Raw genomic sequence first — 23411 nt, 5'->3', positions numbered from 1 at the left:
CACCCTTTTCGTCCACCAGACGGTGCAGGACCCACCGCCACCCACCTGGGAGACAGGACCGACCGGAGAGACACGAGCCTCAGGGGGCGGGGGACTCCTCCGCGCCCGGGTCGGTGCACTCCAGGACGGGGTCGTCCGGATCGGACAGGTCGACCTCTTCGCAGACCTTCACCTCGCCGTCGATGACCCACGCCGGCGCGTCCCCGAGCGGTGGGGCCCAGCCGGTGACGTCGATGCCGTACTTCTGCTCGATCTTCGCCCGGGTCGCCTCCTCCTGGGTCCGCGAGACCTCTCCGATCAGCGGGTAGGCGAGCAGGGTCGCGACGGCCGACAGCACGAGCAGGGTGACGCCGACGCGCGATCGGTGGAGGGCGAAGGCACCCACGCTGAGCGCGAGCAGCAGGAATCCGGCGACGATCGTGCACAGGAGCTGGATCTCGGTCTCGGTCATGTCGGGGGACACGCTACCGACACCTCAAGTCGGCTCCCAGTCGGCCTCAAGTGGTCGCGGTCAGAGTCGTGCCACCGGATCGACCGGCACACCTTCGACGGGAGCAACCACCGTGTCTCGCATCCTCCACCGCCTCGGCCACAGCACCGCGGCGCACCCCTGGCGGACGATCTCCGCCTGGCTCGTGGTCGTCGTCGTCGCCTTCGGCCTCGCGAACGCCTTCGGGGGCACCACCCGTGACGACTACGACATCCCCGACGCCCGCGCGCAGGTCGGCATCGAGCAGGTGCGCGCGCACGTCCCGGACGGCGGCGGCGCGACCGCGCAGGTCGTGGTCCACGACCCCGAGGGCGACCCCCTCCGGGCGGCCGACCTGGACGGTCTCGACCGGCGGCTGAGCGACCTCGACCACGTCACCTCGGTGAGCCCGCCACGCCTCTCCGCGGACACCGACACCGCCCTGGTGACCGTGGCGTACGACGTACCGGTCACCGACCCCGACCTCGTCGGGAAGAGCGGCTACCAGCCGCTCGCGGACGCGATCGAGCCGCTGCGTGCCGCCGGTCTGCAGGCCGAGCTGGGTGGCGAGCTCCCGGGCGGTGCCGAGTCGCAGATGAAGGGGACCGGCGAGCTCGCCGGCGTGATCGCGGCCCTGGCGCTGCTAGTCGTCGCCTTCGGCTCGGTCGTCGCTGCCGGCCTCCCGCTGGCGGTCGCCCTGCTGGGCCTCGCCGTCGGCTCCGCCGGCGTGACGCTGCTCGCCGCCACGATGGACGTCTCGACCGCGGCGCCGACCGTGGCGACGATGGTCGGCCTCGGCGTCGGCATCGACTACGCGCTGCTGATCGTCACCCGGCACGTGGAGTTCCTCGGGCTCGGACACGACAAGCGCGAGGCCGCCGGCCGCGCGATGGCGACCGCCGGCCGGTCGGTGGTGTTCGCCTCGCTGACCGTGCTGATCTCGCTGCTCGGCCTGCGCCTGGGGGGGCTGCCGGTGTACTCCACGTTCGGCTACGCCACCGCGATCGCCGTCGTCTCGGTGCTCGCCGCCGCGCTCACGCTCGTGCCGGCGCTGTGCGGCCTGGCCGGCCGCCGGCTGATGCCGCGCAAGGCCCGCTCGGGCCGGGTCTCCCGCGCGAAGCGGGCCCCGCTCACCGCTCGGTGGGCCGCTCGCGTCGTGCGGCGGCCGGTCGCGTTCGGGCTCGCCGCGCTGGTCTTCCTGCTGTTCCTGGCCGCCCCGGTGCTCGGGATGCGGACCTGGCCGCAGGACGGCAGCAGCGCCAGCTCCGAGACCTCGCAGCGACAGGCCTACGACCTCGTCGACGACGAGTTCGGCCCGGGCGCCAACGGCCCCTTCACCATCGTCGTCGACACGGCCGACGCCGACGCGCAGGACGTGGCCGACCGGGTGGAGGCCCACGCCGGCATCGCCGGCGTCACCGACCCCGTCACGACCCCCGACGGCGTGATCGCCGTGTTCGACGCCGAGCCGGCGTACGGCCCGGCCGACGAGCGCACCTCCGAGCTGGTCGCCGCCCTGCGCGCCGACCTGCCGGACGGCGTCGAGGTTACCGGCACGACACCGCTCTTCGCCGACATCTCCGGGATGCTCTCCGAGCGGCTGTGGCTGGTCGTCGGGTTCGTGGTCTCGGTGTCGGTGCTCCTGCTGGCGATGATGTTCCGCTCGGTCGTGGTGCCCGTGAAGGCGGCCGTGATGAACCTGCTGTCGATCACGGCGTCGTACGGCGTCCTCACCGCGGTCTTCCAGTGGGGCTGGGGCGGGAGTGTGCTCGGGATCGACCACGCCGTCGCCGTGTCGAGCTGGATCCCGATCCTCAACTTCGCGATCCTCTTCGGACTCTCGATGGACTACGAGGTCTTCCTGCTGTCGCGGATCCGGGAGTTCTGGCTGCGGACGGGTGACGCCACCGCGAGCGTCGAGCGCGGACTGGCCGCCACCGGCCGGGTGATCTCCTCGGCCGCGGCGATCATGGTCGTCGTCTTCCTCGGGTTCTCGACCGAGGCGGACACGGTGGTCAAGCAGCTCGGCCTCGGCATGGCGGTCGCGATCGTCCTCGACGCCACCGTCGTCCGGATGGTGCTCGTCCCCGCCACGATGACCCTGCTCGGCACGTGGAACTGGTGGCTGCCGGCCTGGCTCGACCGCCTGCTCCCGACCATCGCCGCCGAGAAGCACGACGACGAGGAGATCTGGGCCGAGCTGGACGAGGCCGAGTCGGCCTCCGACGGTCAGAGGGTGGGTGCCTGAGATGTCCACCACGAACAGCACCTGGCCCCGGCAGCTCCGGCTGCCGGGCCAGGTGGCGGCCGCAGAGGGACCGATCGACATGCGCATGATGTACGTGATGCACCATGCGTTCCGGCGCGACCTGGACCTGTTCGCCGCCGCCGTACGCGCGACGCCCGGGGCCGATCGGTCGACCTGGGCCCTGCTGGCCGACCGCTGGGAGCTCTTCGCGGAGGTGCTGCACGAGCACCACACCGTGGAGGACGCCGGCATCTGGCCGGCGCTCACCCGGCTGGGCACCGCCGCCGACGTCGCCGTCCTCGACGCCATGGAGGCCGAGCACGGCGAGATCGACCCGCTGCTCGACGGCTGCGCCACCGGCTTCCGGCGGCTCGCCCAGGGATCCGGCCAGCGCGGTGACGAGGACGCCCGCGCCGCCCTCGCCGTCCGGGTCTCCGCCGCCCGGGAGTCCTTGCGCCGGCACCTCGCCCACGAGGAGACGGAGGCGATCGCGATCGTCCAGCGCCTCCTCACCGCCGAGGACTGGGCCCGCATCGAGGAGGAGCACGCCGGCACGGATGTGCGCCTCTCCCAGGTCGTGCGGATCGTGCCCTGGGCGGCGTACGGCGTCCCGCGCGAGGCGCTCGACCGGGTCTTCGCCCAGCCCGGCGGCCGTGGCTTCCGGCTGGTCTGGCTGCTCACCCGCGGCCGGTTCGCCCGCAGGCACGCGCGGACGTTCCGCTACGCCTGAGCCTGAGCCTGAGCCAGAGCCGCCCCGGCACGCGCTGGGAGGGTCGGCGTCCGCTCAGATCCCGAGCCGCTCCCGCTCGCGCACGCACCAGTCCCGCGCGAGCGGGATCTGCCAGGCCTCGCACAGCTCGACGGCGCGCTCGGCGTGCCGGGCGGCGAGGTCGTCCTGGCCGGTGGTGTGCGCGGCCATCGCCAGGAAGATGTCGACGGGCCCGATCGTGCTGCCGGAGCCGGCGCTGGCGGTCTGGCCGGCGAGCGGTGCGAGCAGGGCGTACGCCGTGGCCGCGAGCTCGCGGTCGTCCAGGTAGCAGGCGGACTCGGCGGCCATGCTCCACGCCATGGGGGAGTACCACGTGTCGGCGTCGATCGCCCGGTCGACGTACTCGCGCTGGGTGGTGAGGTAGGCGCGCGCGTCGTCGAGACGCCCGGTGCGGCACAGCATGGTCAGCATCGGGGGAGCGGTCGGGACGAACCCGTCCACGGGCATCGTCTCCAGCACGGCGAGCACGTCGGCCTCCCCGCCCTGCCACAGCGCCTGCATCATCAGCGCACCCGCGATCGACTCGGCCGTGCCGGGGATGGTGACGACCTGACCGATGTCGGCCATCTCGCCGATCCGCTTCGCGACCTGGTCGAACTGCCCGCGCATCGCCGACCAGGAGACCTCGAGCGAGTCGAGGAAGAGCTGGGCGTAGACGTGCCGGATCCGGTCCGCCTCGGGGCGCCCCTCCATGAGGCACTCGTCCAGGGCTGCGACGTCCCCGAGCTCGCCGGCCGCCTCGGCCCGCAGCGCGAGGGCGGAGACGAGGCCGACCGTGTCGCCGAGCTCGCGGGCGAGCCGGACCGCCTCGGTCGTCATGTCGAGGCGGAGCGCCGCGTTGGCGCCGCGCCAGATCCCGATCGTGGACTTGACCAGGGCGTTGAGCACGAGCACCGGGTCGTCGAGGCGGCGCGCCATGGCGACGGCCTCCTCGGCGAGGGCCTCGCGCTCCTGGGGGGTCGTGCCGTAGTAGATCTCCCCGGCCAGCGAGAGCATCACCCGGCAGCGCCGCGGATCGTCGCCCTCGGGCAGCCGGTCGAGCGCGTGGCGCAGCGACCTGACGACGACCTCGTCGACCTCGCCGCCACCGGGCGTCCAGAGCGCGCCGGTACTCGTCATCGCGGCGGCGCGGATCAGCAGGTCGAGGTCCCCGGCCTCGTCGGCGACCTCGATCGCCTCGTGGGCGACCTCGCGCAGCTCCATCCAGCGCCCGGCGCGCCTGAGCACGTCGGCGAGGTCGGTGAGCACCTCGAACCGGTCCGCCGGCGTCGAGGCCGGGTCCTCGTCCTGGGCGCTCAGCGCGTACTCGAGCATCTCGAGCGCCTCGACGTACGCGAAGACGGTCGTGGCCGACCGGGCCGCCACCTGCGCCGCCGGCCAGGCCTTCGACAGGTGCCGCGGCCCCGCGGCCAGCCAGTGCCTGGCCACCTCGGTCTCGCGTCCGGTCCGGCCGCCGACGGCCTCCGCCGCGCGTGCGTGCACCCGCGCCCGGCGCGACTGCGGCAGCCCGCTGAGCACGGTGTCGCGAATCAGCGCGTGGCTGAAGCGGAACCGGTCCACGCCGTCCTCGGCGACCAGGCCCGCCTCGATCGCCGGGTCGAGGCGGTCCAGGGCGTCGTCGTCGTCCAGGCCGGCGACCTGCGCGAGCGTGCGCAGGTCGAAGATCCGGCCGAGCACGCTCGCGGTCTGGAGCAGGTCCTGCGTGGTCTCCTCGAGGTGCGCCAGCCGGCGCGAGAGCACCTCGTGCACGGCGGCCGGCGGTCGGCCTTCGGCGACCAGCGCGGCGAGGTCGCCGTCCTTGGCCAGGCGGGCGTACTCGACGACGAAGAACGGGTTGCCCTCGGTACGCCGCCGCAGCGTGTCGGCGTCGGCGTCGGTGGGGTCGGTCTCCGCGACCTGCGAGAAGACGTGTGCGGCGGCCTCGGCCGAGATGCCGCGCAACTGCAGCCGCAGCGCGTGCTTGCGGGCGAGGGCCTCGGTCACCTCGGCGAGCGGGCCGGTCGGCACGGGGTGCTCGCGCCACGTCGACACCACCAGCAGCCGGGCGGGACTCTCCTGCGCGACCGCCTCCGTGAGCAGGCGGAGCACCCGCAGGCTCGAGGTGTCGGCCCAGTGCAGGTCGTCGAGCACGAGCAGCAGCGGTCCGCGCCCGGCGGCGTCGAGCACGGTCTGCACCACGGTCTCCCAGGCCCGGAACGCCGCGGCCTGGTCGTCGCCGTCCGCCGCCGAGGGCAGCTCCGCGCCGAGCCGCTCCAGCACGGTCGCCCACGGCCACAGGGCAGGGGCGCCGTCGTCCTGCGAGCAGCGGCCCCACGCGATCGTGACGCCCTGCTCCGCGGCGTACGTCGCGAGCTCGATCGCCAACCGGCTCTTGCCGATGCCGGGCTCGCCGGTGAGGGCGACGAAGGCAGGGGACGCGCCGGCGCCGGTGACGACCCGGTCGACCAGGTCGCTCAGCGCCGCGAGCTCCTCGTCGCGGCCGGCCAACGACCACGGCCACAGGCTGGGGAACGGCAACGGCGCGTGGGTCTCGACGCCGCCGGACGCCTCGGCCGGCGGCGCCGGGCCCACGGCGGCGGCCGGCTCGGCCGTCGCGATCTGCTCCTGGCGCAGCACGGCGCCCTGCACCGCGCGCAGCTCGGGACCGGGCTCGAGCCCCAGCTCCTCGTCGAGCACGTCGCGCACCTCGCGCAGCACGGCGAGCGCATCGGCCTGACGCCCGGAGCCGGCGAGCGCGAGCGCCCGCAGCGCCCAGGCCCGCTCGCGCAGCGGGTGCGCGCGCGTGAGGGCGTCCAGCTCGGCGGCGGCGGTGGCGTGCAGGCCGAGCAGGATGCCGAGCGCGGCGCGGTCCTCGCTCGCCAGCACGCGCAGCTCCTCGAGGCGGGCGCGCTCGGCGACCGCGGCCGGCACGTCGCCGAGCTCGGCGAACGGCACCCCGCGCCACATCCCGAGCGCCTCCTCGAGGCCGTCGTGGAGCGTGATCAGGCCGCCGGCGTCGGGTGAGCCCGGCGGCAGCGGCCGACCGCGGCACAGGGCGTCGGCGAGCGGGGCCACGCCGGTGTGCGCCGACGCCACCACGGCCTCGAACGCCACCGCGTCGAGGCCGTCGTCGGGCAGCCGGAGGGCGTAGCCGGGCTGCTCGGTGACCAGCAGGGTCGCCGAGCCGCGCGTGGTGCGGTCGGGCTCCAGGGCCCGGCGGAGCCCGGCGACGTACCCCTGGAGCGTGCCGGAGACGCCCGGCGGCGGCGCGCCGTCCCACACGAGGTCGGCGAGCGTGTCGGCGGCGACCGCGCGGCCACGGTGCAGCGCCAGGGCCGCGAGCAGCGCACGCTGCTTGGGCCCGCCCAGGTTGACCGGACCGGCCGACCCGGTGGCAACGGTCGTGCCGAGGACGCCGATCCGCATGGGCGAAGGATAGGGCCGGCTCCGGGGACGTGGGCAGGACAAGCCGGCGATGTGCCCGGGACGGGGTATGCGTCGTCGCGGGGGCGCGCCCCGATAGCGTGCGGGCATGGTCCGGTTGGCGTGCGTCCTGCTCGTCGACCGACGCGGCCGGGTGCTGCTGCAGGAGCGCGACGAGCACGCCGCGGTCGACCCGGAGAAGTGGGGACTGGTCGGCGGGCACGTCGAGGACGGCGAGGACTACGAGCCCGCGGCGTACCGCGAGCTCGAGGAGGAGACCGGCGTCGTCCTGCCGCCCGGCGCCCTGCGGTTCTGGCGGGAGGTCACCCGCAGCCGCCCGGACCTCGACGACGCGACGTTCCGCATCTGGTGCGCCGGCACGTACCTCGACGACGCCGACATCGTGGTGGGTGAGGGCCGCCAGATCGTCTTCGTCGACCCGGCCCGGATCGGCGGGCTCGACCTCGCCGACCTCGCGGAGGCGGTGCTCCCGGAGTTCCTGGGCTCGGCCGACTACCGGGCGCTGCGCGGCTGATGGGCCGCTGATGGGTGGGCTCGACCCGGGCGTGTTCGCGCTCGTCTTCGCCGCCGTGCTGATCGGATCGACGGTGCAGTCGGTGGTCGGACTGGGCGTCGGGCTGGTCGCGGCGCCCGTGATCACGCTGGTCGAGCCCGACCTGATGCCCGGCGTGATGCTCGCGCTGGCGTTCGTGCTGCCCTGCGTGACGCTGGTGCACGACCACGACGACATCGACTGGCGCGGGCTCGGCTGGTCGCTCCCGGCGCGGGTGGTCGGCTCCGCGGTCGGAGTCTGGGTGGTCGCGACCTTCAGCGCCGACCAGCTCGGCGCCTTCATCGGCACGATCGTGCTGCTCGCCGCCGCCCTGACGTGGCACGCCGTCACGGTGCCGATCACCCGGTCGACGCTGGGCACCGCCGGGTTCGTCAGCGGCGTGACCGGCACCGCGACGTCGATCGGCGGGCCGCCGTTCGCCCTGCTCTACCAGCACCGGCCGCCGACGCAGATCCGCACCACGATGGCCGTCTACTTCGTGGTCGGCGCCGCGCTCAGCCTCGCCGGGCTCACCATGTCGGGCGACCTCGAGCTCCACCAGGTGGCGGTCGCCACGCTGCTGCTGCCGGCGCTCGGCCTCGGGGTGCTGGCCGGCGTCCCCCTCCGGCGGAGGGTGCCGGCCGAGCGGGTCCGACCGGCCGTCCTGCTCGTCTCCGCGGCCTCGGCCGTCGTGCTGGTGGTGCGGTCGCTGGTGTGATCGGCCCGCCGCGCAGGAGGGGCCCCGGCCCGCGATCGCGGTCGTCGACCCGCGGGACCGTAGACTCGAGCGCTATGGGCATCCTCCAGTCGATCGCGTCTCCGGACGACCTGCGCCGCCTCGACGACGCGCAGCTGGACGCACTGGCGACCGAGATCCGTGACGTGCTGATCCGCACCGTCGCGACCAACACCGGCCATCTCGGCCCCAACCTGGGCGTGGTCGAGCTGACCCTGGCGATCCATCGGGTCTTCGACTCGCCGAGCGACCGGATCGTCTTCGACACCGGCCACCAGTCCTACGTGCACAAGCTCGTCACCGGACGGGCCGCGAGCTTCGACACCCTGCGCCGTGAGGGTGGTGTCAGCGGCTACCCGAGCCAGGCAGAGTCCGACCACGACATCGTCGAGAACTCCCACGCCTCCACGGCTCTCAGCTACGCCGACGGCCTCGCGAAGGCCTACACGGTGCGCGGTGAGGACCGCCACGTCGTCGCGGTGATCGGCGACGGGGCACTCACGGGCGGGATGGCCTGGGAGGCGCTCAACAACATCGCGATCGCGCGGCGCAGCCGGCTGGTGATCGTCGTCAACGACAACGGCCGCTCCTACACGCCGACGATCGGCGGCCTCGCCAACGCCCTCACCGCGCTGCGCACCAACCCGCGCTACGAGAACGTGCTCGACCTGGTCAAGCGCCGCCTCAACGCCGTCCCGGGCGTCGGCCCCGCGGCGTACGACGCCCTCCACGCGATGAAGAAGGGCCTCAAGGACGCGCTCGCGCCGCAGGGCCTCTTCGAGGACCTCGGCCTCAAGTACGTCGGCCCCGTCGACGGCCACGACCGCGACGCGATGGAGCACGTGCTGGCGCAGGCCAAGCGGTTCGACGGGCCGGTGATCGTGCACGCGATCACCCGCAAGGGCTACGGCTACGACCCGGCCGAGCGCCACGAGGCCGACCAGTTCCACGCGCCCGGACCCTTCGACGTGCAGACCGGGGCGGAGAAGCCCAAGGGTCGGATCTGGACCGACCACTTCGCCGACACGATCGTCGAGATCGGTCACCGGCGCCCTGACGTCGTCGCGATCACCGCGGCGATGATGCACCCGGTCGGGCTCGACAAGTTCCAGGCCCGGTTCCCCGACCGCACCTTCGACGTCGGCATCGCAGAGCAGCACGCGGCCACCTCCGCCGCGGGTCTCGCGCTCGGCGGGCTGCACCCGGTCTTCGCCGTCTACGGCACGTTCCTCAACCGCGCCTTCGACCAGGTGCTCATGGACGTCGCGCTGCACAGGTGCGGGGTGACCTTCGTGCTCGACCGCTCGGGCGTCACCGGCGACGACGGTGCGAGCCACAACGGCATGTGGGACATGTCGATCCTGCAGGTCGTGCCCGGTCTCCGGCTCGCGGCCCCCCGGGACGCGACCCGTCTCGACGAGCTCGTCAACGAGGCCGTTGCGGTCGACGACGCCCCGACCGTGGTGCGCTTCCCGAAGGGCCCGCCGCCCGCGGACATCGACGCGGTCGGCAGGGCCGGCGGCTGCGACGTGCTGGTGCGCAACGGCACCAAGGACGTGCTCGTCGTCGCGGTCGGGTCGATGGCGACGGTCGGAGTCGGGGTCGCCGAGCGCCTCGTCGCCCAGGGCATCGGCGTCACGGTCGTCGACCCGCGCTGGGTCAAGCCGGTGGACCCGGCCCTCGTCGAGCTGGCCCGCGAGCACCGGCTCGTGGTCAGCATCGAGGACAACGGTGAGACCGGCGGCTGCGGCGCCGTGCTGCTGCAGACCCTGAACGCGGCCGGTGTGCACACGCCGTTCCGGCTCCACGGCATCCCCCAGGAGTTCCTCGGCCACGCCAAGCGCGACGCCATCCTGGAGCGGATCGGCCTCACGCCGCAGGCGATCGCCCTGGCCATCGTGGAGGAGATGGGCATCGTGGAAGACATGACGTCGTTCTCCGACGGTCGTTCTCCCCTCGATGTCGAGCACACGACGTAGTCGCCTCGCCGTCGGGCTGACGAGCGCCGCGCTCGTCCTGCTGGTCGGCTGCTCCGACGACTCCGGCCGGCGCGCGGCCGCGACGCCCGAGGGCGACGTCGTCGTGGCGCTCGAGCGCGCGCTGCAGGCACGGGCCACGGCCGTGCGCCGCGCCGACGCCGACCACTTCGAGCGCACGCTCGGCGGCGGGCAGGCGTTCCGGGCGGAGCAGCGCACGTGGTACGCCAACCTCACCCAGCTGCCGATCGAGCGCCTCCGCTACCGATTCGACCCCGCGAGCCTGGTGCGCGACGGTGACGGCTACTGGGTGACCGTCGACGAGGTGCTGCAGCTCGACGGGTACGACGAGGCGCCGGTCGTCTCACCCGATCGGTTCCGCTTCCGGCCCGCCGGCAACGGCTCGGGCCGGATGCGACTGGTCTCGGTGACCGACCGGGAGTGGGAGCGGACCCACCAGGTGCAGCCGCAGCCGTGGGACCTCGGCCCGATCGACGTGCGCGCCGGGTTCGGGGTCCTCGGCATCTTCGACGACGGCTCGGTCGGGAGGGCCGGCCCGCTGCTCACCTCGGTCGAGTCCGGCATCTCGGACGTCTCGGCGCTGGTGCCCTACGACTGGTCCCGGTCGGTGGTGGTCTACGCGCTGTCCGACCCGACGTTCATCGCCGGCCTCGAGGACGTGCCCGGCGGCGACCCCGAGGATCTCGACGCGGTGTCGTTCCCGGTCGGCGGGGGCACCCGCTTCGTCCTCAACCCGCGCGTCCTCGCCGCGTCCGGCACCGAGCGGGACCGGCTCGTGCGCCACGAGCTCACCCACGTGGCGGTCGGCACCGCCGACGACCTCGCGCCGATCTGGCTCTCCGAGGGGCTCGCCGAGTGGGTGTCGGTGCAGCCGCTGCCGCCCGCGGAGCGCCGCATCCCCGACGCCGCCGTGACCGCCGCCGAGGAGGGCGTCGCCGACCTGCCGCAGGACGAGTCGTTCAACGACGCCGACTCCCAGGCCCACTACGGGCTGGCGTGGTGGGTGGTCGAGTACGTCGCCGACTCCTACGGCGAGGACGCGCCCTGGCAGCTGCTCGCCGCGCTGGGAGCGCCCGGAGCCGACCCCGACCAGGTGCTGCGGGACGACTGGGGGACCAGCACGCCGGAGCTGGTCGCGCAGGCGGAGACGAGGATCCTCGCGACGTACCGCTGACCGGCGCGGGACTGGTTTCGTCCTCACGCGGGGAGGACAGTGTGGGGACATGAGCACCCCACGAAATCGCGAGCTTCCCCCGCTGCGCTCCTCCAGCCCACGATTCCGCGGGGACCCCGCATGAGCCTGTTCCGGACGAAGTCGATCGAGCAGTCGATCGCCGACACCGACGACCCCGATCACAAGCTCCGCAAGGAGCTCGGCGCCGCCGACCTCGTCGTCTTCGGCGTCGGCGTGATCATCGGCGCGGGCATCTTCGTGCTCACCGGCACCGTGGCGGCCTCCAACTCCGGGCCCGCCCTCGCCCTGAGCTTCCTGATCGCGGCGATCGCCTGTGGGCTGGCCGCCCTCTGCTACGCCGAGTTCGCCTCGACCGTGCCGGTCGCCGGGTCGGCGTACACCTTCAGCTACGCGACGCTCGGCGAGCTGATCGCCTGGATCATCGGCTGGGACCTGGTCCTGGAGTTCACGATCGGCGCCGCCGCCCTCTCGGTGAGCTTCTCGGGCTACCTCCAGGAGCTCCTCGACGGCACGCCGTTCGAGGTCCCGACGTCGCTCGCCTCCGCGTCCGACGGCGTCGTCGACCTGCCGGCGGTCGTGATCGCGCTGGTCGTGATGGCGATGCTGATCCGGGGGACGAAGTTCTCGAGCCGCGTCAACCAGGTGGTCGTCGCGATCAAGCTCGCCGTCGTCGCGACGGTGATCGTCGTGGGAGTCACCTTTGTCGACCCCTCCAACTGGGTGCCGTTCATCCCCGAGTCCCAGCCGGTGGCAGAGGGCGAGGGCGGCTTCCGGCAGCTGCCGCTGATCACCACGCTCTTCGGCATCGAGCCGGCCGTCTTCGGGTTCGCCGGCGTGGTCGCCGGCGCCGCGGTCGTGTTCTTCGCCTTCATCGGCTTCGACATCGTGGCGACCACCGCGGAGGAGGCGAAGAACCCGCAACGCGACGTGCCGATCGGCATCCTCGGCTCCCTGCTCATCGTCACCGTCCTGTACGCCGCGGTCAGCCTGGTCGTGACCGGCATCCAGCCGTTCGACGAGATCGACCCGGAGGACGCGGCGCCGCTGGCGACGGCGTTCAACGCCGCGGGGGTCGAATGGATGGGCGACCTGATCTCCGTCGGCGCCTGCATCGGCCTGGTCGTCGTCGCGATGATCCTGATGCTCGGCCAGTGCCGGGTCGGCTTCGCGATGGGCCGCGACGGCCTGCTGCCCCGCTGGATCTCGAAGGTGCACCCGACCTACGGCACGCCGTACCGCATCACCGCCATCACCGGCGTCGTGGTGGCGGCCATCGCCGGGTTCGTCGACCTCACCACGCTGGCCAACCTGGTCAACATCGGCACGCTCTTCGCGTTCATCCTGGTCAGCATCGCCGTGGTCGTGCTCCGACGTACGCGACCGGACCTGCCGCGCGCGTTCCGCACCCCCGCGGTGCCGGTCGTGGCGACGCTGTCGGTGCTGATGTGCTTCTACCTGATGCTCAACCTGACCGGGGAGACCTGGGAGCGGTTCCTGATCTGGATGGTGATCGGCCTCGTCGTCTACTTCGCCTACGGCCGCCGCCACTCGCGCCTCGGCCAGCGGCTGGCCGAGAGGTCGGACGTGCCCTGACCGGTGACGACGCCGACCCGCCCGAAACTTTCGGGCGGGTCGGCGTTGCTTCGGGGCTGGGTCAGCGCTCCTTGCGGGCCACGATCTGACCGAGGACGGCGTACCCCACGCACAGGTGGGCGGCGCCGACGAAGCCGGCGACGGTGCTGCCGAAGGCGCCGTACGCGGGCACCGACACGATCGCCCAGCTCTCGGCGACCAGCGGCCACCAGCGCGAGGCGCCGCGCCAGCGGCCCGCGATCGCGATCCGGACGCCGATCAGGAACATGCCCAGCATCGACAGCGGCCAGCAGAGGTCGAGCATCATCCAGCCGGCCTGGTCGAGGTCGGAGACGCTGATGCCGTCGACGAAGGTCGAGGCCATCGCGAGCAGCAGGACGAAGCCCTCGAGGCGGAGGAAGAACCGCGCGACCTTCCCCTCGCCGAGGGCCTGGCTCTGCCAGAGCACGGTCAGCAGTCCGAGCAGGCCGACCTGGAAGAGGCCGGACAGCGTCGAGTAGACGGCCTCCTCGGTGGCGCCGTGGGGGTCGGAGCCCATGGTGACCATCGCACCGGCCCAGGCGAGCGCCCCGGCCGTGAGCAGCATGCCGCGCTTGCGGAAGGGACGGGTGGGACGGCGGGAGTCGGCCGGCGTGCGCCGGACGTCGGACCGGGCCGGAGCCGGGGTCTGCTCGATGGTCATGGCTTCTCCTGGGTGAGGGGCGGCACCGTTGCCGCCGATGACCCGAACACTCCCGGGGCGAGCGCCCCGGGCGGCAGGGAGCGGCGTCCCTCGTGCGGTCCCTCGTCGGTGTCCCGTCCGGGCGGGACCCTGATCCCGGGACGGCGGGACGCAGCTGCGCCGATACTTCTCGCGTGAACGCAGTCCTGGGGGAGGCCCACCGGCCTCCCGGGCGCACGCTCGTCGTCGTGCTCGCGGCCGTGACGCTGCTGACGATCGTCGCCTGCGTCTGGCTCGACGTCGTCAACGACGCGGCGGACCGTGAGCGGGCGATGATGGGCTGGGGCACGATCTCGGTGTCCGTCGGAGCGATCGCGGTCGCCACGCAGCTCCCGGTCCTCTGGCGACACCCCCGCCACCCGGTCGCCTGGGTGATCACGGCGACCGGCCTGCTCTGGTCGTTCGACGCGCTCTGCGAGTCCTGGGCGGCGTTCGGCATGGCGCACACCGCCCAGGACGGGCAGAGCCTCCCGCTCACCGGGTTCGCGGTGTGGGTGTTCGCCCAGCTCGGCGCGTTCCTGCTGGTCGGCCTGCCGCTGGTGCTGGTGCTCTACCCGACCGGCCGCCTGATGTCCGGACGGTGGCGGGTGGTCAGCGTCGCGGTCGTCGCGATGGCCTGCGCGATGCCGCTGCTGCTGCTCTTCGCGCCCGTCTCCGCGCTGACTGCCGACGGCTACGAGCTGCCGATGGACACCGGGATGCCCGAGATCCCGCTCTCCCGCGACGTCTTCGTCGTGCTGCTGACGGTCGGTCGGCTGCTCACGCTCCTCTCGCTGCCCCTCGCGGTCGTGGTGGTCTTCGCGCGGCAGCGGCGGGCCGGCGGGCGCGAGCGCATGCAGCTGCGGTGGCTGGTCTGGGCTGCGGTCGTGTGCGTGGTCATGAGCGGGATCGCGCTGTGGCTGCACAACGGCTGGATCCCGACGATCGCGCTCACCGTGGCGCTCGGCGTCACCGGCGCCTCGATCGCGATCGGGATCCTCGACCCCGAGGTCCGCGACGTCGACGCGCTGATGGGCGGGACCGTCGTGTGGGCGACCGTCGCCGGGACCGTGATCGCGCTCGACCTGCTCCTGGTCGCCCTGCTCGACCGCCTGCTCGGCGAGCGGCTCGACGAGCGGGACGCCACGCTGCTCCTCCTCCTGGTCGCGGTGACGATCTATGCGCCGATGCGCAGCCGGGTCACCGCGCTCGTGCGCCGCGTGCTCGTCGGGCGGCGTGGCGACCGCTACTCCGTGGTCACCGAGCTCGCGGCGCAGCTGGAGGAGTCCGGTGACGTGCGCACCCAGCTGCCGGCATTGGCGCAGGCCGTCGCCGCGGCGTTCAAGCTCGACTACGTGCGGGTCGAGGTCTTCGGCCACGGCGGCGGCACGATCACGGCGACGTACGGCGACCGCCCGCGCGACGTACGCGAGGTGCCCATCCGGTACGGCGAGGAGCAGGTCGGCCGTCTCGAGCTGCCGGCCCGCGGCGTGCGGTCGATGCTGTCGCGGCGCGACCAGGCGCTGCTCTTCGACATCGTGAGACAGGCGGCGATGGCGGTGCGCAGCGCCCGGCTCGCCGACGACCTCCAGCAGTCCCGCGAGCAGCTCGTGCTGGCCCGGGAGGAGGACCGGCGCCGGATCCGCCGCGACCTGCACGACGGGCTGGGGCCGGTCCTCGGCGGGGTCGCGATGCGGCTCGACGCGGCCGGCAACGCGTTGGAGCGCGACCCGGAGACCACCCGCCGGCTGGTCACCCAGTCGCGTCAGGACATCACCGACGCGCTCGCCGACGTCCGTCGGCTCGTGCACGGGCTGCGCCCACCGGCGCTCGACGACCTCGGGCTGCTCGCGGCGCTCGACCAGCAGGCCGAGCGGATGAGCTCTTCGTCGCTCGCGGTCACGGTCGACGCAGAGGACGTGCCCTCGCTCTCGGCGGCGGTCGAGGTCGCGGCGTACCGGATCGCCTCGGAGGCGCTCACCAACACCGCCCGTCACGCCGGCGCCCGGCACGCGACGGTCCGTCTGGTGGGTGGCGACCACGCCCTGCTGGTCGAGGTCGCCGACGACGGTGCGGGCATCGATCCCGGCGTGCTGGCGGGCGTGGGGCTACGGTCGATCCGCGAGCGCGCCGAGGAGCTGGGCGGACGCACCGAGATCACCTGTCCGACCGAGGGTGGCACGCTCGTCCGGGCCTGGCTGCCGACGACCCCGACGCATGCGGAGGAGAACTAGATGTCCGAACCCGTGCGAGTGCTGATCGCCGACGACCACCCGGTCTTCCGCGACGGGCTGGCGTCGTTGCTCGGCACCCAGCCCGACGTCACCGTCGTCGCGACGGCCGGTGACGGCGCCGAGGCCGTGGCGCTCGCGTCCGAGCACCGGCCCGACGTGGTCGTGATGGACCTGCAGATGCCGGTCATGAACGGGATCGACGCGACCCGTCGGCTGACCGAGACGCAGCCCGGCGTGCGGGTGCTGGTCTTCACGATGGGCGAGGAGGACGGCACGGTCCTCGCCGCGATGCGGGCCGGCGCCCGCGGCTACCTGGTCAAGGGGGCCAGCCAGGACGAGGTCGCCCGCGCCATCTCCACCGTGCAGGCGGGCGGACTCGTCTTCGGCGCCTCGCTGGCGTTGCGGATCGCCGACCTGCTCTCGGGTACGGCGACGCCGGATCGCTCGGCGTTCCCGCAGCTCACCGAGCGCGAGCTCGAGATCCTCGACCTGATCGCGGCCGGCAGGAACAACGCCCAGATCGCCTCGGCGCTCTACCTGGCCCCCAAGACGGTCCGCAACAACGTCTCCAACATCCTCACCAAGCTGCAGGCGACCGACCGCGCCGAGGCGATCATCCGGGCGCGGGACGCCGGCCTCGGCGGGCAGTAGCCGGTCGTCAGTCGTCGTCGGGAAGCGTCTTCTCCTCACGGTCCCCGATCACGGGCCGACCCTGGTTGCAGTAGACCTCGATCTCGATCGACCGGTCGCCACTGGCGAAGACGGCGTCGACGTCGTCGTCGGGACCCTGCTCGTAGCTCACGACGCGCCAGCCTGCGCTCGGCGTCGCCGCGAGTCCGTAGGCGACGGCGCCGCGGCACTCCACCTCGAAGGTGCCGAACTCGTCCTCGATCGTCCGCCCGACCACCGCGGCGTCGGGGTCGGGGCTGCGGGGACCCTCGGCCTGCTCGGGGACGGGTACGTCGTTGCCGAGCGGGCCGCGGTCGCGAACGCTGGCGCCGACGGAGCTCACGGCGAACACCCCGACCGTGACGGAGACGGCGGCCGCGACCAGCCACGCGAGCACGTAGCCGAGCATGCGCCGTCCGGTCACGGGACCAGTCTGTCCGGCCTCGTCACCGGCAGGCGCTAGGAAACGGTTAAGACCACGCTAAGGACGACCGGCCGCCCACGCGGAGTCGTCTAGGTTGCTGACCGTGGCCCAGGTGCTGATCATCGAGGACGACCCGCGCATCAGGCCGTTGCTGATGCGGTCGCTCGACGAGCGCGGCCACGCGGTGTCGTCGGCGGCCACCGGGATGGGTGGCCTCGCGATGGCGGTGGACAACCGCCCGGACCTGGTGATCCTCGACCTCGGCCTGCCCGACGTCGACGGCACCCAGGTGCTGCAGATGCTGCGAGCGGTGAGCGACGTTCCCGTCATCGTGGCGAGCGCCCGCGACGACGACCCGTCCCTGGTCCGCTGCCTCGACGCCGGGGCGGACGACTACGTCGTCAAGCCGTTCACGACCGACCAGCTCGATGCGCGCATCCGGGCGGTGATGCGCCGCGCCGGCGCGGCGGCGTCCCCGCGCGGACCGCTGGTCGTCGGCGGCCTCGAGATCGCACCGGCCGCCCGCCGCGCGACGCTCGACGGCCGCCCGCTCGACCTGAGCCCGCGCGAGTTCGACCTGCTGCTCCACCTCGTGGAGCGTCCCGGCGAGGTCGTCACGAAGCGGGAGCTGCTCACCGAGGTCTGGAACCAGCCGTGGGGCGGCTCGGACAAGACCGTCGACGTCCATCTGTCCTGGCTGCGGCGCAAGCTGGGGGAGTCGGCCGCCGAGCCGCGCTACCTGCACACCGTGCGCGGCGTCGGCGTACGGCTGACGGCCCCGGAGTAGCCGATGCGCCGAAGCCTGATCCTCACCGTCGCCGCGGCGGTGAGCATGGTGCTGCTGGCGATGCTGGTGCCGATGGCGGTGTTGCTGCGTGGCTACGCGCTGGAGGACCGGCTGTCGCGGGCGGCGCTCGAGGTGCAGGCCACCGAGACGGTGGTGTCCGGCCAGGACGAGGGCGCGGTCGCGACGTACCTGGAGACGATCAACGAGGACGACGACGTGCAGACGACCGTGCTCTACCCGCCGGACGACCTCCACCCCGACGGCGAGGCCGTCGGACCGTCGCCCGGCGAGGACCGCGACGTCGTGCAGGCGCGGCTGACCGGTCAGGCGCGGGTGCGCGACGTCGACGGCGGTGCCGAGATCCTGGTGCCGGTCTCGTTGGGTCCGAGCAGCGCCGGCCCCGAGTCCACGCCGGTGATCCGGGTCGAGGTGCGCGCTCCGGGCTTCGAGTCCGACATCGTGCGTGCCTGGCTGGTGCTGCTCCTCCTCGGGGTGGTGTTGCTCGCCGGCGCGCTGGCGCTGTCGGACCGCCTCGGGCGCTCCTTCGTGCAGCCGATCCGTCGGCTGGCGTCCTACGCCGGCGCGCTGGGGGACCGTCGCCGCCCAGACCCCGTCCCGCCGTCCGGGCCGCCGGAGGTCCGCGAGCTCACGACGGCGATGAACCGTCTCGTGGGACGGATCGAGTCGTTGCTCGAGCGCGAGAGGGCGGGGGTCGCCGACGTCTCGCACCGGCTGCGTACGCCGATGACGGCGCTGCGGCTGCGCATCGACGGGTTGGCGGACGCCGACGATCGGACGCGGCTGAGCGCGGACCTCGACGAGCTCCAGGCCACCGTCGACCACATCGTGCGAGAGGCGCGTCGGTCCGAGCGTGAGGGCGTGGTGCCGCTCGTGGACGCCGTGTCCGTCGTCGCCGAACGCGTGCGATTCTGGGCGCCGCTCGCCGAGGACCAGGACCGCGGCTTCGACGTCCGCGTGGAGCAGGCGGGACCGGTGTTCGTCCCGGCCTCCGAGCAGGATCTGCAGGCGCTGGTCGACGTGCTGCTCGACAACGTCTTCACCCACACGCCCGAGGACGCCGACGTCACCGTCACGCTCATGCCGCGGGACGGTGGGGGGCTGCGGGTGACGGTCGACGACGGCGGGCCGGGCTTCCCGCAGGACGTCGACGTCGCGGGACGTGGAGAGTCCGGCGCCGGCTCGACCGGGCTCGGACTCTCGATCGTCGACAAGACCGCCACCGAGTCCGGGGGCGGTCTGTCGTGGGGTGCGTCCCCGGCCGGCGGGGCGCGGGTCGTGGTCGACCTCGGCCCGGCCGCCCGGTAGACGTCAGCGCGGGAAGGCGAGCTTCCGGGTGACCTTGCCCGGACCACCGACGCGGGTCAGAGTCACCTTGAACCTGTCGGGCCCGGCCGTGTTGCGGCTGCGGACCTCCCGGAAGTCGACCTCCCACCGCCCGTCGTCGCGCACCGCCGCGGCGGTGCGGGCGCCGACCCGCTCACCATCGTGGACGACGACCAACCGCCAGGTCGAACCGGCCGGCACGCCGTCGATGTCGGCGTCGACCTCGAAGCGGCGCTCCTTCTCCACCGCGATCTCGTACGTCGCACCGGCCACCCGGCCGTGGGCATGCCGTTCGGGGCCGTCGGCCTGGGCGACCGGCGCGGCAAGCAGGGCAGCGGAGCCCGCAACCAGGGCGCCGGCAGTGGTCAGGGCGATCATGCGATTCGTCATCGGAGTCTCCTCTGTGGAAGTGGTGGGTCAGCGGTCGAGCGAGGCGGTGCAGGCCTCGCCGTTCTCGGGAGCTGCGGTGGCGGTGAAGGACGAGCCGTCCTTGTCCGAGACGGTCACGTCGACGTCGAGCTCGGCGTCCTCGTCGGTCTGACGGGAGCCGGAGTAGACCTCGGCGCCGTCCTGCTCGATGAGGACCTGCCAGGTCTCGCCCGGTGCAGCGGACTGGACCTCGAAGGTCACCTCGACCCCGCCGTCCTCGTCCTCGGCGCTCAGCTCCCACGTCGCGGTGCCGCAGGTGCCGCGCTCGGTTTTCTCTCCGTCCCCGGCCAGCGCCCACCAGGCGCCACCGGCGGCGACGATCAGGACGACGACGGCTGCGACGGTCAGAAGGACTGCCTTCTTCATCGGGTCTCCCTTGTTGTTTCCTCGGAGACCCACCATCGCAACGGGCGCCTTAAGCGCGCTCCAGCGCGACACTAAGGGCAGGCAAAGGGCGGCTCGTCTCGGCGACGAGTCAGCGACCGCCGGCGGCGCGCCGAGGCGGTCGAAGGGGGTGCGCTCAGCTGGCGACGGAGATCCAGTGGTCGGCGGGTGCGGACCATCCTGCCCGGTGCGCGACGGCGACGGCGGCCAGCTGGCTGCGGACGCCGAGCTTGCTGAGCACGGACTTGATCTGGGTGCGCACGGTCGCCTCGGACACGACGGAGCGACGGGCGATCTCGGCCGTGCACAGCCCTCCCATGAGGTGGGTGACGACCTCCCGCTCGCGCGGCGTCAGCGAGTCGAGCCGGGCGCGGGCGGACCACGGGTCGGCGTCGGCGCGGCGTGCCGCCGAGAGCACGCGGTCGGTCTCCGACCTGCCGAGGACCGGCTCGCCGGCGAGAGCCCGGTCGAGCGCTTCGTGGAGCGTCGCGAGGGCGCAGGTGTGGGAGAGGACGCCGATCGCCCCCGCACGCAGGCAGCGACCCCAGCGGACGGGGTCCGCGTCGGCACTGCTCGGGCAGAGCGCGACCACGGCGACGCCCGTCCGGGCGAGTCCGTCGATCACGGCCTCGCCCTCGATGAACGGGCCGAGCCGCGTCGTCACGAGGGTCAGGTCGGGCCGGGTGGCGCGGGTGGCGGCGACGACGCCGCTGGCCGTCGAGGTGCTCGACACGACGACCTGCCGCACCCGGAAGCTGCCCCAGAGGCTGCCCTCCAGGGCGTCGGCGAACGCGACATGCTGCTCGACGATCGTCAGCCGCGGACGACGGCTGCTCAAGGTGGTGACCGACGTGGAATCGCTGCTGACGTCCATGAGAACCGATCTCCTCCGGCTGGGCCCCGCACCGCGCGGGATCATCCGCTGAGGAGCAGCGACTCGCCCGGGAAGTACGTCGCGGGCGGATCTACCTTCAGGTGCTGCGTGCGGCGTCTCGGTCGTCGACTCCGAGCGCGGCGCCCACCAGTCGGCGCAGCACGCCCAGCTGGGCGCGCATGTGCTGCGGCGAGCCGGTCGCGCGACAGAGCAGGAACGCGCCCTCGAACGTCGTGAAGACGTGGTCGGCCAGGTCCTCGACGTCTCCGAGGTCGGTGGCGCGCCCGTCGGCGGCGGCGGAGAGGAGCCGTGCGATCTCCGCGCGCCAGGCCTGGACAGCACCGCGCACGAGGTCGGCGGTGCCGGCGTCGAGCAGTTGCCGCTCGGTGAGCACGGCGACGTAGAGGCAGTTGCTCTGTGCTCCCATGATCTCGTCGCCGCGGTCCTCGTAGTAGCGCAGGAATGCGATGACGCGCTCGGCCGGATCGGCCACGTCGGCCGTCGCGTCGAGCCCGGCGTTCAGCTGGTCGAGGTCGGCGGCGACGTACCGCTCGGTCAGCGCGCGGGCCAACGCCAGCTTGGAGTCGAAGTGGTGGAAGAACGCGCCCTTCGACGTCCCGGCGGCCTCGAGCACGCGGTCGACCGACGTGGCGGCGTACCCGTGGTCGATGACGAGCTGCTCCGCGGCGTCGAGGATGCGTGCGCGGTTCGTGGACCCGTCCTTCGGCATATTCACTGGATACCAGACCAGATGGTCTGTTACAAACAGACTGTCCAGTCTGTTTCAGCACCGGGAGCATCCCATGACCGAGCCCGACCTCTCCTGGCTCTCCTCCGGCCGCTACGTCAGCGACGGGGGCCTCGAGACCGACCTGATCTTCCATCGCGGCGTCGACCTGCCCGAGTTCGCCTCGTTCCCGCTCGTCGAGGACGCCGGCGGCCGCGAGCTGCTGCGGCGCTACTACGACCGGTACGCGGCGATCGCCCGGCGCGCCGGAGCCGGGCTCACCCTCGAGTCGCCGACCTGGCGCGCCAACCCCGACTGGGGGGTGCGCGTGGGCTACGGCGCCGCCGCGCTCGCCCGGGTGAACACCGCTGCCGTTGACTTCCTGCACGGCCTGCGCGAGGAGTACGCCGACCTCGACGACGTCCGCCTGATCGGTGTGGTCGGGCCGCGGGGCGACGGGTACGTCGCGGGGCAGTGGGACGACCCCGACGACGCCGCCGAGTACCACCGGCCCCAGGTGGCGGCTCTCGCGCACGCCGGCGCAGACCTGGTCGCGGCGTACACGCTGACCACACCGGAGGAGGGCATCGGCATCGTGCGCGCGGCGCGGTCGGCGGGTGTGCCCGTCCTCGCCGGCTTCACCGTCGAGACCGACGGGAGGCTCCCCGACGGCACCACGCTCCGCGACGCCGTCGAGCGGGTCGACGCGGAGGACGCACCCGACGGCTTCATCGTCAACTGCGCCCATCCGACACACATCGCACCCGGCCTGACCGACGGGGCCTGGCGCAGGCGGATCGTGCAGGTCAACCCGAACGCCTCCACCCAGAGCCACGCCGAGCTCGACGCAGCCGAGACCCTGGACGAGGGCGACCTCGACCTGCTGACCTCGTCGTACGACGCGCTCCGACCGTTGCTGCCCTCGCTGGGCATCGTGGGCGGTTGCTGCGGCACCGACGCGCGGCACGTCGCCGCGTTGTGGGGCGTGGGGGCGACCGAGCGTCAGAGCACGCGGACGCGGGTGTAGGTGCCGGCGGTCCAGCCCCAGACCCGGCGGGCCAGCGCGGCGGACAGGCGCACGCAGCCGTGGGAGACGTCGAGGTTCGTGCCGAGGTACCAGTCGGGGTGCATCTGCCGACCGGTCGACTTGTAGCGCGGGATCCGGTGGAACCCGATGCCGCACGGCGCGAACCGCACGAAGTCGTCCATCCACACCGCGCCACTCTGGTTGAGCCGTACCCGCGCCGGCCGACCGCAGTAGGAGCCGGTGCCCCAGGAGCCCTTGTGCAGCACGGCGGCGTTGTCGACCATGCCGCCCTGGGCCACGATGCGGCCGCGGCGGTCGACCAGCCAGACCCAGTTCTGCGCCTGCGACACCACGATCCGGCGTCCGTGTCCCGAGGCGCGCGGCACCGGCCGGCGGTCGCAGCGCGGCGCGTCGTCCTCGCGCAGACGCCTGCGGGTGCGCTCGTCGAGCACCCCGGTCTGTCTGATCCCCACACGGGACTGGAACCTGACGATCGCCGACCGGGTGTGCCGGTCGATGCGGCGGTCGGCGCGACCGGCGTCGCAGTGCAGCTCGTTGAGCACGCGCTCGGGCTTGAAGCGGCTCGCGCCGGCACCGGCGGCCGCGGCGGCGGTCGGCGCCAGCACGAGCATGCAGGCGACGGCAGCCAGGAGGGCGACGAAGCGGTTCACGTCGTCATCGTGCCCGGCGCCGGGCCGTTGAGGAAGGCGCGCCAGCGTCACCGGTGGTGGAGGGAGGCGCCCCGGCGCCTGTCTCGAAACCACCCGAGCCTTGCGGTGGTTGAGGAAGGCGCCCTGGCGCCTGTCTCGAAACCACCGCAGGGTGGTCGGGGGCGGGTGGTCGGATACGC

The 23411-nt window shown here is 73.3% G+C and carries 21 protein-coding genes; 12 read left to right on the top strand and 9 right to left on the bottom strand.

What is annotated here, in order from left to right:
- Positions 1-79: 79 nt before the first annotated feature.
- Positions 80-451: a hypothetical protein gene (locus tag PZ894_RS22235; RefSeq protein ID WP_275748155.1), complete on the bottom strand. Its 372-nt coding sequence runs from the start codon at positions 449-451 to the stop codon at positions 80-82.
- A gap of 112 nt (positions 452-563) precedes the next feature.
- Between PZ894_RS22235 and PZ894_RS22230 the strand changes: the two genes are divergently transcribed.
- Both PZ894_RS22230 and PZ894_RS22225 read left to right on the top strand, forming a co-directional pair.
- Positions 564-2717 carry an MMPL family transporter gene (locus PZ894_RS22230; protein ID WP_275748153.1) on the top strand — a complete coding sequence of 718 codons (2154 nt, stop codon included), beginning with the start codon at positions 564-566 and terminating at the stop codon, positions 2715-2717.
- A 1-nt stretch (position 2718) separates the two neighbouring features.
- Positions 2719-3447: a hemerythrin domain-containing protein gene (locus PZ894_RS22225; RefSeq protein WP_275748151.1), complete on the top strand. Its 729-nt coding sequence runs from the start codon at positions 2719-2721 to the stop codon at positions 3445-3447.
- Between the two features lie 54 nt (positions 3448-3501).
- Here PZ894_RS22225 and PZ894_RS22220 read toward each other — a convergent pair whose 3' ends face one another.
- Positions 3502-6891 (bottom strand): BTAD domain-containing putative transcriptional regulator, encoded by a 3390-nt coding sequence (locus tag PZ894_RS22220; protein WP_275748149.1) that lies wholly within the window; start codon positions 6889-6891, stop codon positions 3502-3504.
- A gap of 106 nt (positions 6892-6997) precedes the next feature.
- Here PZ894_RS22220 and PZ894_RS22215 point away from each other — a divergent pair, with 106 nt between their 5' ends.
- From PZ894_RS22215 to PZ894_RS22195, 5 genes are all read left to right on the top strand, one after another.
- Entirely contained in the window at positions 6998-7423 is a 426-nt protein-coding gene (locus PZ894_RS22215; RefSeq protein WP_275748147.1) for an NUDIX domain-containing protein, read from the top strand.
- A gap of 10 nt (positions 7424-7433) precedes the next feature.
- Positions 7434-8159, top strand: coding sequence for a sulfite exporter TauE/SafE family protein (locus PZ894_RS22210; protein WP_275748146.1), 726 nt, complete (start codon positions 7434-7436; stop codon positions 8157-8159).
- 74 nt (positions 8160-8233) lie between these two features.
- Positions 8234-10156, top strand: a complete 1923-nt coding sequence (gene dxs, locus PZ894_RS22205) for a 1-deoxy-D-xylulose-5-phosphate synthase (RefSeq protein ID WP_275748145.1) — start codon at positions 8234-8236, stop codon at positions 10154-10156.
- The gene (locus PZ894_RS22200) at positions 10137-11348 is read left to right on the top strand and encodes a hypothetical protein (RefSeq protein WP_275748143.1); all 1212 of its coding nucleotides are present in this window, start codon (positions 10137-10139) and stop codon (positions 11346-11348) included. The genes dxs and PZ894_RS22200 overlap by 20 nt, the downstream gene beginning before the upstream one ends.
- A gap of 120 nt (positions 11349-11468) precedes the next feature.
- Complete coding sequence (locus tag PZ894_RS22195; protein ID WP_275748142.1) at positions 11469-12962, top strand: amino acid permease; 1494 nt, start codon at positions 11469-11471, stop codon at positions 12960-12962.
- Positions 12963-13023: 61 nt separating this feature from the next.
- Here the strand turns inward: PZ894_RS22195 and PZ894_RS22190 are convergent, their stop codons facing one another.
- Positions 13024-13644 carry a hypothetical protein gene (locus tag PZ894_RS22190; protein WP_275748140.1) on the bottom strand — a complete coding sequence of 207 codons (621 nt, stop codon included), beginning with the start codon at positions 13642-13644 and terminating at the stop codon, positions 13024-13026.
- A 173-nt stretch (positions 13645-13817) separates the two neighbouring features.
- On the opposite strand from PZ894_RS22190, the gene PZ894_RS22185 reads away from it, so the two are divergent.
- Entirely contained in the window at positions 13818-15896 is a 2079-nt protein-coding gene (locus PZ894_RS22185; protein WP_275748138.1) for a GAF domain-containing sensor histidine kinase, read from the top strand.
- Positions 15897-16547 (top strand): response regulator transcription factor, encoded by a 651-nt coding sequence (locus tag PZ894_RS22180; RefSeq protein ID WP_275748136.1) that lies wholly within the window; start codon positions 15897-15899, stop codon positions 16545-16547.
- 7 nt (positions 16548-16554) lie between these two features.
- On the opposite strand, the gene PZ894_RS22175 is transcribed toward PZ894_RS22180, so the two are convergent.
- Entirely contained in the window at positions 16555-16989 is a 435-nt protein-coding gene (locus PZ894_RS22175; RefSeq protein WP_275748134.1) for a hypothetical protein, read from the bottom strand.
- A gap of 103 nt (positions 16990-17092) precedes the next feature.
- Between PZ894_RS22175 and PZ894_RS22170 the strand changes: the two genes are divergently transcribed.
- Together PZ894_RS22170 and PZ894_RS22165 are read left to right on the top strand one after the other, a co-directional pair.
- Positions 17093-17776 (top strand): response regulator transcription factor, encoded by a 684-nt coding sequence (locus PZ894_RS22170; protein WP_275748133.1) that lies wholly within the window; start codon positions 17093-17095, stop codon positions 17774-17776.
- A 3-nt stretch (positions 17777-17779) separates the two neighbouring features.
- Positions 17780-19102 carry a HAMP domain-containing sensor histidine kinase gene (locus tag PZ894_RS22165; RefSeq protein ID WP_275748132.1) on the top strand — a complete coding sequence of 441 codons (1323 nt, stop codon included), beginning with the start codon at positions 17780-17782 and terminating at the stop codon, positions 19100-19102.
- Between the two features lie 3 nt (positions 19103-19105).
- Here the strand turns inward: PZ894_RS22165 and PZ894_RS22160 are convergent, their stop codons facing one another.
- The 4 genes from PZ894_RS22160 to PZ894_RS22145 form a co-directional block, all read right to left on the bottom strand.
- On the bottom strand, positions 19106-19510 hold the full coding sequence (locus PZ894_RS22160; protein ID WP_275748131.1) for a hypothetical protein: 405 nt from the start codon (positions 19508-19510) through the stop codon (positions 19106-19108).
- 27 nt (positions 19511-19537) lie between these two features.
- Positions 19538-19915 (bottom strand): hypothetical protein, encoded by a 378-nt coding sequence (locus tag PZ894_RS22155; protein WP_275748130.1) that lies wholly within the window; start codon positions 19913-19915, stop codon positions 19538-19540.
- 154 nt (positions 19916-20069) lie between these two features.
- Entirely contained in the window at positions 20070-20807 is a 738-nt protein-coding gene (locus PZ894_RS22150) for a response regulator transcription factor (protein WP_275748129.1), read from the bottom strand.
- A gap of 97 nt (positions 20808-20904) precedes the next feature.
- A complete protein-coding gene (locus PZ894_RS22145; RefSeq protein ID WP_275748127.1) occupies positions 20905-21537 on the bottom strand; it encodes a TetR/AcrR family transcriptional regulator in 633 nt (210 codons plus the stop codon).
- Positions 21538-21610: 73 nt separating this feature from the next.
- On the opposite strand from PZ894_RS22145, the gene PZ894_RS22140 reads away from it, so the two are divergent.
- Entirely contained in the window at positions 21611-22561 is a 951-nt protein-coding gene (locus tag PZ894_RS22140; protein WP_275748125.1) for a homocysteine S-methyltransferase family protein, read from the top strand.
- On the opposite strand, the gene PZ894_RS22135 is transcribed toward PZ894_RS22140, so the two are convergent.
- The gene (locus tag PZ894_RS22135; protein ID WP_275748123.1) at positions 22537-23232 is read right to left on the bottom strand and encodes a L,D-transpeptidase family protein; all 696 of its coding nucleotides are present in this window, start codon (positions 23230-23232) and stop codon (positions 22537-22539) included. The genes PZ894_RS22140 and PZ894_RS22135 overlap by 25 nt on opposite strands.
- Positions 23233-23411: the final 179 nt, after the last annotated feature.

Origin of the sequence: Nocardioides sp. YIM 152315, assembly GCF_029210375.1 — a bacterium.
Lineage (GTDB): Bacteria > Actinomycetota > Actinomycetes > Propionibacteriales > Nocardioidaceae > Nocardioides.
This window is presented reverse-complemented; position numbering and strand designations above follow the sequence as displayed.